Raw genomic sequence first — 11,114 nt, 5'->3', positions numbered from 1 at the left:
GCCCAGCGTGGCGCCTTCATCCACCGGCGGGCCGGGGCGTTCGCCTTCGGCGAGCAGGGCGAAATCGAGCAGGCGATGGGTGTAGTCGAAGGTCGGGCCGAGCAACTGGCCGCCGGGCACGTCCTTGAAGGTCGCCGAGATGCGCCGGCTGAGCTGCATGGCGCCAGTGTCCAGCGGCAGGCTCTCGGCGAAGCGCGGCAGCGTGGTGCGGTAGGCGCGCAAGAGGAAGATCGCCTCGACCAGATCGCCGGCGGCCTGCTTGATCGCCAGCGCAGCGAGCTCCTCGTCATACAGCGAGCCTTCGCTCATCACCCGCGCCACGGCGAGCGGCAGCTGCTGGCGGATCTGCTCGACGGCGAGTTTGGCGATGCCGGTATCGCCGCGGCGCTTCTTCGCCAGCAGCGCGTGGGCGTTGTCGATGGCCTGTTCGCCACCCTTGACCGCGACGTACATCAGGCCACCTCCTGCAGCGAATCGCCGATGCGGGTGCTGCGCGGCAGGCCGAGCACTTCGCCGTCGGCGCAGAACAGCGCATCGAGCCCGCGCGGGAAGTCGTTGCGTGTGGTGCGCTGCTGCCAGAAGGCCGGCGTCAGCGGCAGGCCGACCAGGCGGCTGCCGTCGATGCCCGGGCCCTGCCAGCTCAGCGCCGGGCCGCGGTCGAGACGGTCGAGCTGGATCAGCAGCGTGCAGGACTGGTCCGGGTAGCGCTCGCTGCCGTTGTAGAAGCCGGAGAGGTCGTCCAGCGCCGCGGCGTCGAGCAGGGCGAACATCGCCTCCTCACGCGCCTCGACGATCGGGCAGCCACAGTGGAAGGCCAGGTTGGCGCGAATCGCCGGGGTGTCGAAGGCCGGCGCCAGCCACAGCGGCGTGTCGTTATCCAGCAGGCTCAGGCACAGCGCGTAACCGGCGGCCTGCAGCGGCTCGATGGCGGCGACGCTGACCAGCGCCTGGCGCGTGCCGGGTTCGGACAACGCCTTGAGCGCAGCGCGGAAGCACTTCTGCGCGTCCAGCACCGGGTCGGCGAAGGCGGGCTGCAACAGGTCGGATGGGGCGCGATTCATCAGTCTTCTCCTCGCAGCAGCGTGAAGAACTCCACGCGGGTAGTGGCGGTTTCGGCAGCCTTTTGCGCGGCGCGTCGGGCCTGCGCGGCGGCCAGCGGTTCGATCAGTTCATTCAGCCAGCGGCTCTGCTGGGCGCCCTGCAGATGGGCATCGGCGAGGGCGGCGAGCTCGGCCTGGCGCTTGTCGCGGCCGGCACGGTAGCTGTAGCCGGTGCTGCCATCGGCCAGGCGCACCACGCAGCGGGTGACGCTCATCTCGCCGAGGTTGAACGGCGCACCGGTGCCGCCCATGCGGCCGCGCACCAGGGTCATGCCGATTTCCGCGGGGCGGATCAGCTGGTAGGTGCAGTCGCGCAGGGCGCTCTCGAAAGGCGCCAGTTCGGCAGCGCTGGCGCGCGCCAGCACGGCCATCCAGCGCTGGCGGGGGGATTGTTCGCGGGTGTGCATGGGGTTCTCCATCAGATGGCGACCTGGTACTGGAAACGGTCGGAACGGCTGGCCGAGAGGGCGATCTCCACCGGTCGCCCGGCGGCATCCCAGGACAGGGTGAACACCGACAGCAGCGGCATGCGCAGGGGCATCAGCAGCTGTGCGGCCTCGTCGCGATCGGCCAGGCGTGCGCCGATCAGGCTGAAACGGCGCGTCAGCGGCAGGCCGCGTTCGCCGAGGTAGCGGCGCAGCGAGCCGCCCTGATAGTCGGCGAGGCGTTCGGCGTGGCTGGCGCAGTAGCGGTGGCGGATCAGGCTGACCGGCTCGCCGTCGAGCAGGCGCAGGGTGCTCAGCTCGATCAGCGCGGCGCCTTCGGCCAGTTGCAGGTGGCGTGCTTCCTCGGCGCTGGCGCTGAGCTGGCGACGCGCGAGCAGGCGCGCTTCGGTGCGCACGCCGAGGGCGGCGAGCGCATCGCTGTAGGCACTGTCGGCCTGCAGCGGATAGACCAGCGGGCGTCGCAGCACCTGGGTGCCCTTGCCCTGGCGGCGCAGCAGGCGGCCTTCCTGTACCAGCTCGTCGACGGCGCGGCGCAGGGTGTGGCGGTTGACCGCGAAGCGGCGCGCCAGCTGCATCTCGCCGGGGAGGAAGTCGCCGATGCGGTAGTGGCGCAACTCGCCGCGCAGCACCTGGGCCAGTTCGAGGTAGAGTGGTTCGCTGGGTTGTCTAGACAACTGCATGGTTTTTTCGAAGGCCGCGCAGGCCCTCACTCCGTCAGATGAAGAGCTTGCGCAGGCGCTGGGAGAGCAGGTCGATCAGGCTCACCACGGCGATGATGATCAGCAGCAGGGCGGCGGTCTGGCCGAACTGGAAACCGCGGATGGCTTCCCAGAGGATCACGCCGATGCCACCGGCGCCGACCATGCCGACCACCGTGGCCGAGCGTACGTTGGATTCGAAGCGGTACAGCGAGTAGGAAATCCACAGCGGCAGCACCTGCGGAATCACCCCGAAGATGACTTCCTGCAGCGCACTGGCTCCGGTGGCGCGCACGCCTTCCACGGGGCCCGGCTCGATGGCTTCCACGGCTTCAGCGAACAGCTTGGCGAGCACGCCGGTGGTGCTGATCCACAGCGCCAGCACGCCGGCGAATGGGCCGAGGCCGACGGCGACGACGAAGAGCATGGCGAAGACCATCTCGTTGATCGACCGGCAGGCGTCCATCAGTCGGCGCACCGGCTGGTAGACCCACCAGGGCACGATGTTCTCGGAGCTGAGGATGCCCAGCGGGATGGCGCAGACGATCGCCAGCAGCGTGCCCCAGAGGGCGATGTGCACCGTGGTGACCATCTCCTTGAGGTACAGCTGCCAGTTGCTGAAATCCGGCGGGAAGAAGTCGGCGGCGAAGGTCGCCATGTTGGCGCTGTCGCGGATCAGCAGCAGCGGATTCATCTCCGCGCCCTGCCAGGACCAGGCCAGCACGGCCAGGCACAGGCCCCAGCCGAACAGGCGCAGCCAGCTGCGCTTGTCGTTGCCCGCCAGTGGCGGTGTGGTGCTAAGAGTGGTCATGTTCGGTTCTCAAAAACGGCGCGGACGGGAGCGTGGCGCCAGCGCGCCACGCCCGGCGTTGCTCAGCTGGCCTTGGCGGCGGCGTTCTTCTGCTCGCGCTCGGCCATGCGCTGCTCCAGCTTGGCCAGCTCCTGGTCGATGCCCTGCAGCTGTGCCTGGCGGTCGCTGTCGGAGAGCTTGCTGTCGGCGGCGACTTCGCTGCGCTTCTTGAACAGTTCCAGCTGGCGGATCGGCAGCAGCTGGTCGTTGTCGGAGGCGCGGAACGGTGCCCACTGCAGGCCGGCGAGGATTTCCTTCTCGGCCGGCTTGGCGCCGTAGCTCATGAAGAACTCGCGCAGCCTGTTCTTCTGCTCGTCGCTCAGGCTCTTGCGCCACACCAGCGGGTCGGCCGGGATCAGCGGCGAGGTCCAGACGATCTTCAGTTGCGCGGCCTTGTCCGGCGCGGTGATCTCAAGACGCTCCATGCCTTCGCTGTTGAAGGTGCCGACATCGACCTGCTTGTTCGCCACCGACAGCGCGTTCACTTCATGGCTGCCGTTGAGGCTGCGCTTGAAGGCCTGGCCGGCGTCGACCTTGTTCTTGGCGAACACGTAGTAGCCGGGCACCAGGTAGCCGGAGGTGGAGTTCGGGTCGCCGTTGGCGAAGGTCAGGCTCTTGGCGTTCTTCAGCACGTCCTCGACCGAGTTCAGCGCGCTGTCTTTGTGCACGATCAGATGGCTGTAGTAGCCGGGGTTGCCGTTGGCGGCGACGGTCTGGGCGAAGATTTCGCCGCCGGCACGGTCCACCGCTTCCATCGCCGACTTGTTGCCGTACCAGGCCAGGTCGACCTTGTCGAAGCGCATGCCCTGGATCACCCCGGCGTAATCGGGGGCGAAGAAGGCCTTCACCTCGTAGCCGGTCTGCTTGCTCATGTCGGCGAGGAAGGGTTCCCAGACGCTGCGCAGGTTCTGCGAGGACTCGGTGGAAATGATGCCGAAGGTGATGGTCTCGGCGGCTTGAGCGGTGCCGGCGAGGGCACCGGCCAGCAGCGTGGAGGCGGCGAGAGCGCGGCTGAAGCGTTTCAACATGGAGGTCACTCCTTGGGTGTGGCGTTGGTTGTCGGGTGGCGTGGGGCTCAGCCGTTGACCAGCTGCAGCTGCCGCGGCTCGGCGGCGCGGGCGCGGTCGGAGAACAGCAGGCTGGCGTCCAGATCGGCGCCGTAGAGGTCGTTGAGCAGGCGGTCGCCGAGCGCCGCCGAGGGGCCGTCGTAGTGGATGCGGCCGTGCTTGAGCGCCACGGCGCGGGAGCAGTAGCGCAGCGCGTAATCGACCTGATGCAGGGTCACCACCACGGTCTTGCCGTCCTGGCGGTTGATGTCGGCGAGGATTTCCATGACCTTGCGCGCCGACTCCGGGTCGAGCGAGGCGATGGGTTCGTCGGCGAGGATCACCTCGGCCTGCTGGGTCAGCGCGCGGGCGATCGCCACGCGCTGCTGCTGACCGCCGGAGAGCGTCGAGGCGCGCTGCGCGGCACGCTCGGCCAGGCCGACGCGCTCCAGCGCCGTCATCGCCTGGCGCTTCTGCGCGTCGCTGAACATGCCCAGCGATCCGCGCCAGCGCGGCATGCGACCGAGAAAGCCGAGCAGCACGTTGTCCAGCACGCTGAGGCGGTTGACCAAGTTGAACTGCTGGAAGATGTAGCCGATTTCGGCGCGCAGACGGCGCACTTCGCCGTGCAGCTGGCCGGTGGCCTGCACCTCGCGGCCGAGCACCTCGATGCGTCCGCCAGCGGTGCGGTCGCAGCAGGCCAGGCCGGCCAGGTGGCGCAACAGCGTGGACTTGCCAGAACCGGATGCGCCGATCAGCGCCACCATCTCGCCCGGCTGGATCGCCAAGCCCAGGTCGAACAGCGCCTGCTTGCCGGCGAAGGTCTTGTTCAGTCGCTCGACTCGAATAGCCGCATTCATGTCTTGCCCTCTCGTCTGCGCGGCCGGGGAGGTCGGCCAACTTGTCTAGACGAGAAGGTAGTCAGGCTCTGTTGCAGTCCGGCTAAGCGTCCGTGAACCTGCGATGACCGTTCGGTGAAGCGTTGCCTGCCAGCGCAACGATCAGCCGGCGCACGCAAGGCTTTGCCTTCGCGGCGCAGCCCCCTAAGCTGATCGCCGTCACCGCGCCCCTTGTGCCGCGTCGCCTACACGACGGTCGGGCCTGTCAGAAAGAGGAAGAGCATGAAACAGAAGATCGTATTCATCACCGGCGCCACCTCCGGCTTCGGCCGCGCCACTGCCCGCCGCTTCGCCGAGGCCGGCTGGGCACTGGTCCTCACCGGCCGGCGCAGCGAGCGCCTGCAGGAGCTGAAGGCCGAGCTGTCGGCCAAGGTGCCGGTGCACATCGCCACGCTCGACGTGCGCCACGCCGGCGCGGTGAAGGAGGTGGTCGAGCAGCTGCCCGCCGAATTCCGCCAGATCGATTGCCTGGTCAACAACGCCGGCCTGGCGCTGGCGCCGCAGCCGGCGCAGCAGGTTGACCTGCAGGACTGGCACACCATGATCGACACCAACATCACCGGCCTCGTTAACGTCACCCACGCGCTGCTGCCGACGCTGATCGCCACCGGCAAGGGCGCCAGCATCGTCAACATCGGCTCGGTGGCCGGCCACTGGCCGTATCCGGGCGGCCACGTCTACGGTGCGACCAAGGCGTTCGTCGAGCAGTTCGGCTACAACCTGCGCTGCGACCTGCTCGGCACCGGCGTGCGCGTCACCGACATCGCGCCGGGCATGGCCGAAACCGAGTTCACCCTGGTGCGCACCAAGGGCGATCAGGCCGCCAGCGACAAGCTCTACCGCGGCACCACGCCGCTGAGCGCCGAGGACATCGCCGAGCAGATCTTCTACGTCGCCACCCTGCCGGATCACATCAACATCAACCGCCTGGAAGTGATGCCGACGCGCCAGGCCTGGTCTCCGTTCAACATCGATCGCGACAAGTAAGCGGCTCCAGGAGGCGTGGCGTGCAATGCGCCGCGCCTGCTGCATCCCCGGCAAACCGGCCGCCCAGACATATCGTTAACCCAAACGTAACGATTGCGTCCGCTGCTTGATTGATGACCCTTCGGTCACGTCCCTACTGTGCGCTCCACAAGCGGAAAACCTGTGGAGTCGCCATGACAACAACAATCTCCCCACCGCCGCAGTGGTCGCGTCGTCGCGCTGAAAAAGCCCGTCGTCTCGATCAGGTGCGCCGCCTCGCCGATGGCGTGGTGCTGCCCAGCGAGCGGATCGTCGAGGCCCTGGAACTGCTGATCGCCCCGGGTGATCGGGTGGTGCTCGAGGGCAACAACCAGAAGCAGGCGGACTTCCTCTCCCGCTCCCTGGCCAAGGCCGACCCCGGCAAGCTGCACGACCTGCACATGATCATGCCGAGCGTCAGCCGCGCCGAGCATCTGGATCTGTTCGAGCGGCAGATCGCCCGCAAGCTCGACTTCTCCTTTGCCGGTCCGCAGAGCCTGCGCATCAGCCAGCTGCTCGAAGACGGCCTGCTGGAAGTCGGCGCCATCCACACCTACATCGAACTCTATTCGCGCCTCTTGGTGGACCTGATCCCCAACGTCGCGCTGGTCGCCGGCTTCCAGGCCGACCGTCACGGCAACATCTACACCGGCCCGAGCACCGAGGACACCCCGGCGCTGGTCGAGCCGACCGCTTTTTCCGACGGCATCGTCATCGTCCAGGTCAACGAGATCGTCGACGAGCTGCCGCGCGTGGATATCCCGGCGAGCTGGGTCGATTTCGTCGTCGTGGCGGACAAGCCGTTCTACATCGAGCCACTGTTCACCCGCGACCCGCGCCACATCAAGCCGGTGCACGTGTTGATGGCGATGATGGCGATCCGCGGCATCTACGAAAAACACAACGTGCAGTCGCTCAACCACGGCATCGGTTTCAACACCGCCGCCATCGAGCTGATCCTGCCGACCTACGGCGAATCGCTCGGTCTGAAGGGCAAGATCTGCCGCAACTGGACGCTCAACCCGCACCCGACGCTGATCCCGGCGATCGAGACCGGCTGGGTCGAGAGCGTGCACTGCTTCGGCACTGAGCTGGGCATGGAGAACTACATCGCCCAGCGTCCGGACGTGTTCTTCACCGGCCGCGACGGCTCCATGCGTTCCAACCGCATGATGTGCCAGCTGGCCGGGCAGTACGCGGTGGACCTGTTCATCGGCGCCACCCTGCAGGTCGATGGCGACGGCCATTCCTCCACCGTGACCCGCGGTCGCCTGGCGGGCTTCGGCGGTGCGCCGAACATGGGCCACGACCCGCGCGGTCGCCGCCATCCGACCCCGGCCTGGCTGGATATGGCCATGCCCGGCGGCGAGGCCCCGGTGACCATGCTCGAGCGCGGCAAAAAGCTCGTGGTGCAGATGGTCGAGACCTTCCAGGAAGGCGGCAAACCCACCTTTGTCGAGCAGCTCGATGCGGTGGAGGTGGCGAAGAAGAGCGGTATGCCGCTGGCGCCGATCATGATCTACGGCGACGACGTCACCCACCTGCTCACCGAGGAAGGCATCGCCTACCTGTACAAGGCGCGCTCGCTGGAAGAGCGCCAGGCGATGATCGCCGCGGTGGCCGGCGTCACCAGCATCGGCCTGCGGCACAACCCGAAGGACACCGAGCGCATGCGCCGCGAAGGGCTGATCGCCCTGCCGGAAGACCTCGGCATCCGCCGCAACGACGCCACCCGCGAGCTGCTCGCCGCCAAGAGCATCGCCGAGCTGGTCGACTGGTCCGGCGGCCTCTACAACCCGCCTGCCAAGTTCAGGAGCTGGTGATGAGCGCACTCATTGCAAGACAGGCGCAGCCGACGCTGGCTGAGCGCCTGGCAGACCTGGCGGTGCAGGCGCTGATCGACGAGGCCGACCTGTCGCCCAAGCCGGGGCTGGTCGATCGGCGCGGCAATGGCGCACACGACGATCTGCATCTGGGTCTGATGCACGCCTCGGCCCATGCGCTGTGGCCGGCGTTCAAGGCGATGGCCGAAGCGGCGCAGGAAATTGGCGAAGTTGGCCAGCCCTTGCGCGAAACCCTCGGCCAGCTGGGCCGCGACGGCGAAGCCGACATGCTCCGCGTCACCGGCGGCGTGAATACCCATCGCGGAGCGATCTGGGCGCTGGGGCTGCTCAGCGCGGCGGCGGCGCTGGAGGCCGACGCGCCTGACGCCCGAGGCGTTGCGGCAACGGCCGCGAGACTGGCCCGCTTGAACGACCGGGCTGCGCCGCACAACCCACACAGCCATGGCGCGCGGGTCTGCCGGACCTATGGCGTGCTCGGTGCACGGGAGCAGGCGCAGCATGGCTTTCCTGCCGTCATCGAACAGGGCCTGCCGCAGCTGCTGGTAAGTCGCCGCGGCGGGGCCGGCGAGCAGAACGCCCGGCTCGATGCGTTGCTGGCGATCATGACCGAGCTCAGCGACACCTGCGTGCTGCACCGCGCTGGCCTCGACGGCCTGACCCGGATGCAGCAGGGCGCCCGTGCCGTACTGGCTGCCGGCGGTTGCGCCAGCCTCGCCGGGCGTCGCCAGCTGCGCGCGTTGGAAGGCGAGATGTTGTCGCTGCGTGCCTCGCCGGGCGGTGCCGCCGACCTGCTGGCCGCCACCTTATTCCTCGACCGTCTGGCGCCCGCCGCGTCGGCGCCGACTGGGAGCTACTGAACATGGAAACCCTGTCTTTCGAATTCGCCGCCGGGCAACCCGCCCGCGGCAAAGCCCTGGTCGGCGTGGTCGGCTCGGGCGATCTGGAAGTGCTGCTGGAACCCGGCCAGGCCGGCAAGCTGGCGATCCAGGTGGTCACCTCGGTCAATGGTGCCGAGCAGCGCTGGAAGAGCCTGTTCGAGCGGATGTTCCGCGAGCAGAACCTGCCGGCACTGAACATCGATATTCACGATTTTGGGGCCACGCCCGGCGTAGTGCGTCTGCGCCTGGAGCAGGGACTGGAGGAGGTCGGCCATGATTGATGTGTCCGCTAACACCGTGGCCCGTTTACTCGAGTCGCGCAGCTTCGTCGAGCTCGGCGCCCGCCAGCGTGCCCGCGCACTGCTGGACGAAGGCAGCTTCCGCGAACTGCTCGATCCGTTCGACCGCGTCACTTCGCCCTGGCTGCCGAAGCAGGGCATCGTCACCCAGGCCGACGACGGCGTGGTGGTCGCCAAGGGCACCATTGACGGCCAGCCGGCGGTGATCGCCGCCGTCGAAGGCGCCTTCCAGGGCGGCAGCATGGGCGAAGTCGGCGGCGCGAAGATCGCCGGCGCGCTGGAACTGGCTGCCGAAGACAATCGCAACGGCATCCCGACCCGCGCCGTACTGTTGTTGGAAACCGGCGGCGTGCGTCTGCAGGAAGCCAACCTCGGGCTGGCCGCCATCGCCGAGATCCAGGCGGCCATCGTCGAGCTGCGCGAGTACCAGCCGGTGATCGGCGTGGTCGCCGGTTCGGTCGGCTGCTTCGGCGGCATGGGCATCGCCTCGGGCCTGTGCAGCTATCTGGTGGCCACCCGCGAAGCGCGCATCGGCCTCAACGGCCCGCAGGTGATCGAGCAGGAAGCCGGGCTCGACGAGTACGACTCGCGCGACCGCCCGTTCATCTGGAGCCTGACCGGCGGCGAGCAGCGTTACGCCTCGGGTCTGGTGGACGCCTATGTCGCCGACGACACCGATGCCATCCGCGCGCAACTGCACAAACTGTTCGCCCTCGGCAAACCCTTGCAACCGCGTAGCCGCCGCCACGCCTGGTTCCTCCGGCGCCTGGCCGATGTCGACACCCGCACGCAACTCGATGCCGCTGCCGTGCGTGCCCTCTATGAAGGAGATGCCCAATGAGCCGTGGACTGAACTGGTTGCAAGCCTTGGCCGGCGGTCAGGCGCAGGCCGGCTATCCGGCCTCGGTGAAGGTGATCGACGGCACCCTCGGTAATCGCGCCGCCCGCTATATCGCCGTGGTGCCGGATGCCGCGAATCCCTTCCCGCGCGCGCGCAACGGCGAGGTTGGCCTGCTCGAAGGCTGGGCGCTGGGCCAGGCGCTGGACGAGGTGATCGCCGCCGATCGCGACAAGGCGGACAAGCGCGTGGTGGTTGCCGTGGTCGACGTGCCGAGCCAGGCCTATGGCCGCCGCGAAGAGGCGCTGGGCATTCACCAGGCGCTGGCCGGTGCGGTGGACGGCTATGCCCGTGCGCGGCTGGCCGGACATCCGGTGATCGCGTTGCTGGTGGGCAAGGCGATGTCCGGCGCCTTTCTCGCCCACGGTTATCAGGCCCAGCGGATCATCGCCCTGCGCGATCCGGGCGTGATGGTGCATGCCATGGGCAAGGCCGCCGCGGCGCGCATCACCCTGCGCAGCGTCGAGGAGCTGGAAGCGCTGGCCGAGTCGGTACCGCCGATGGCCTACGACATCGACAACTACGCCACCCTCGGCCTGCTCTGGGAAACCCTTTCGGTGGACAGCATCGAGCAGCCCTCGGCGGACGACATGCAGCGGGTGCGCGACTGCCTGAACAAGGCCGTGGCGGACGTCGGCAGCAGCAGCGACCTGCGCGGCCGACTCGGTGCGCCGAACCGCGAGGCGTCGTCGCGGGTGCGCGAGCTGTTGCGCGCGCAGTGGTAGCGAACACCTGAGCGGCCGTATCCGCCGAACCCATCAGCGACTCGACAACAACAATCACGAGGAGGCTGTAGATGCACGACACTCCCCGCCCCCACGACCTGCTCTGGGGCATGCGTCCCGAGCAACTGCCGGCCGATGCGCCCGCCTGGGCGGTCGCTGTGCTCGCCGCTGGCCAGCCGGTGGTGGTGCGGCGTGCGCGTGTGGCTGCCGGCCTGGTCGCGGTCGGGTTGCGGGGGGCGACGCGCGATCAACGCCTGGCCGCGCTGATGCCGGTCGCGGCGATCGCTCATCGGTTGGCGCCGGAAGATCTGCTCGGTCGTCAGGCCAGTGAGGATCTGCCGGTGTTCCGCGTGCTGGCCGAGCTACGCCCCTTGCTCGATGCGCTGGGCCACGTCTGGGGCGTCACCGGCTCGGCCGGTTTTCAGC

General features: G+C 68.4%; 14 protein-coding genes. 7 read left to right on the top strand and 7 right to left on the bottom strand.

Features of this window, described 5'->3' with window-relative positions:
• The 7 genes from LO50_RS20185 to phnC form a co-directional block, all read right to left on the bottom strand.
• A partial coding sequence (locus LO50_RS20185; RefSeq protein ID WP_044316162.1) for a carbon-phosphorus lyase complex subunit PhnI occupies window positions 1-453 on the bottom strand: 453 nt, incomplete at its 3' end.
• Window positions 453-1,061: a phosphonate C-P lyase system protein PhnH gene (phnH, locus tag LO50_RS20180; RefSeq protein WP_044316161.1), complete on the bottom strand. Its 609-nt coding sequence runs from the start codon at window positions 1,059-1,061 to the stop codon at window positions 453-455. The genes phnH and LO50_RS20185, both read right to left, overlap by 1 nt.
• Window positions 1,061-1,507 carry a phosphonate C-P lyase system protein PhnG gene (phnG, locus tag LO50_RS20175; RefSeq protein WP_044316160.1) on the bottom strand — a complete coding sequence of 149 codons (447 nt, stop codon included), beginning with the start codon at window positions 1,505-1,507 and terminating at the stop codon, window positions 1,061-1,063. Before phnG ends, phnH begins: the two co-directional genes overlap by 1 nt.
• 11 nt (window positions 1,508-1,518) lie before the next feature.
• Window positions 1,519-2,226 carry a phosphonate metabolism transcriptional regulator PhnF gene (phnF, locus tag LO50_RS20170; protein WP_044316159.1) on the bottom strand — a complete coding sequence of 236 codons (708 nt, stop codon included), beginning with the start codon at window positions 2,224-2,226 and terminating at the stop codon, window positions 1,519-1,521.
• 34 nt (window positions 2,227-2,260) lie between these two features.
• Window positions 2,261-3,055: a phosphonate ABC transporter, permease protein PhnE gene (gene phnE / locus LO50_RS20165; protein WP_041013869.1), complete on the bottom strand. Its 795-nt coding sequence runs from the start codon at window positions 3,053-3,055 to the stop codon at window positions 2,261-2,263.
• A 62-nt stretch (window positions 3,056-3,117) separates the two neighbouring features.
• Window positions 3,118-4,122, bottom strand: a complete 1,005-nt coding sequence (gene phnD / locus LO50_RS20160; RefSeq protein ID WP_044316158.1) for a phosphonate ABC transporter substrate-binding protein — start codon at window positions 4,120-4,122, stop codon at window positions 3,118-3,120.
• A gap of 47 nt (window positions 4,123-4,169) precedes the next feature.
• A complete protein-coding gene (gene phnC / locus LO50_RS20155; RefSeq protein WP_044316157.1) occupies window positions 4,170-5,000 on the bottom strand; it encodes a phosphonate ABC transporter ATP-binding protein in 831 nt (276 codons plus the stop codon).
• Window positions 5,001-5,261: 261 nt separating this feature from the next.
• Between phnC and LO50_RS20150 the strand changes: the two genes are divergently transcribed.
• From LO50_RS20150 to LO50_RS20120, 7 genes are all read left to right on the top strand, one after another.
• Entirely contained in the window at window positions 5,262-6,026 is a 765-nt protein-coding gene (locus LO50_RS20150; protein ID WP_044316156.1) for an SDR family oxidoreductase, read from the top strand.
• A gap of 173 nt (window positions 6,027-6,199) precedes the next feature.
• Window positions 6,200-7,867, top strand: coding sequence for a malonate decarboxylase subunit alpha (gene mdcA, locus LO50_RS20145; RefSeq protein ID WP_044316155.1), 1,668 nt, complete (start codon window positions 6,200-6,202; stop codon window positions 7,865-7,867).
• Window positions 7,867-8,745 (top strand): triphosphoribosyl-dephospho-CoA synthase, encoded by an 879-nt coding sequence (locus LO50_RS20140; protein WP_044316154.1) that lies wholly within the window; start codon window positions 7,867-7,869, stop codon window positions 8,743-8,745. Before mdcA ends, LO50_RS20140 begins: the two co-directional genes overlap by 1 nt.
• A 2-nt stretch (window positions 8,746-8,747) precedes the next feature.
• Complete coding sequence (locus LO50_RS20135) at window positions 8,748-9,047, top strand: malonate decarboxylase subunit delta (RefSeq protein WP_003303871.1); 300 nt, start codon at window positions 8,748-8,750, stop codon at window positions 9,045-9,047.
• Window positions 9,040-9,906: a biotin-independent malonate decarboxylase subunit beta gene (locus tag LO50_RS20130; RefSeq protein WP_044316153.1), complete on the top strand. Its 867-nt coding sequence runs from the start codon at window positions 9,040-9,042 to the stop codon at window positions 9,904-9,906. Before LO50_RS20135 ends, LO50_RS20130 begins: the two co-directional genes overlap by 8 nt.
• Window positions 9,903-10,688: a biotin-independent malonate decarboxylase subunit gamma gene (mdcE, locus tag LO50_RS20125; RefSeq protein ID WP_044316152.1), complete on the top strand. Its 786-nt coding sequence runs from the start codon at window positions 9,903-9,905 to the stop codon at window positions 10,686-10,688. Before LO50_RS20130 ends, mdcE begins: the two co-directional genes overlap by 4 nt.
• A gap of 71 nt (window positions 10,689-10,759) precedes the next feature.
• A partial coding sequence (locus LO50_RS20120) for a malonate decarboxylase holo-ACP synthase (protein ID WP_044316151.1) occupies window positions 10,760-11,114 on the top strand: 355 nt, incomplete at its 3' end.

Source organism: Stutzerimonas stutzeri (assembly GCF_000935215.1).
In the GTDB taxonomy this organism is placed as follows: Bacteria; Pseudomonadota; Gammaproteobacteria; order Pseudomonadales; family Pseudomonadaceae; genus Stutzerimonas.
Note: the sequence above shows the minus strand (reverse complement) of the source record. Positions and strands in the feature narration are given on the sequence as shown.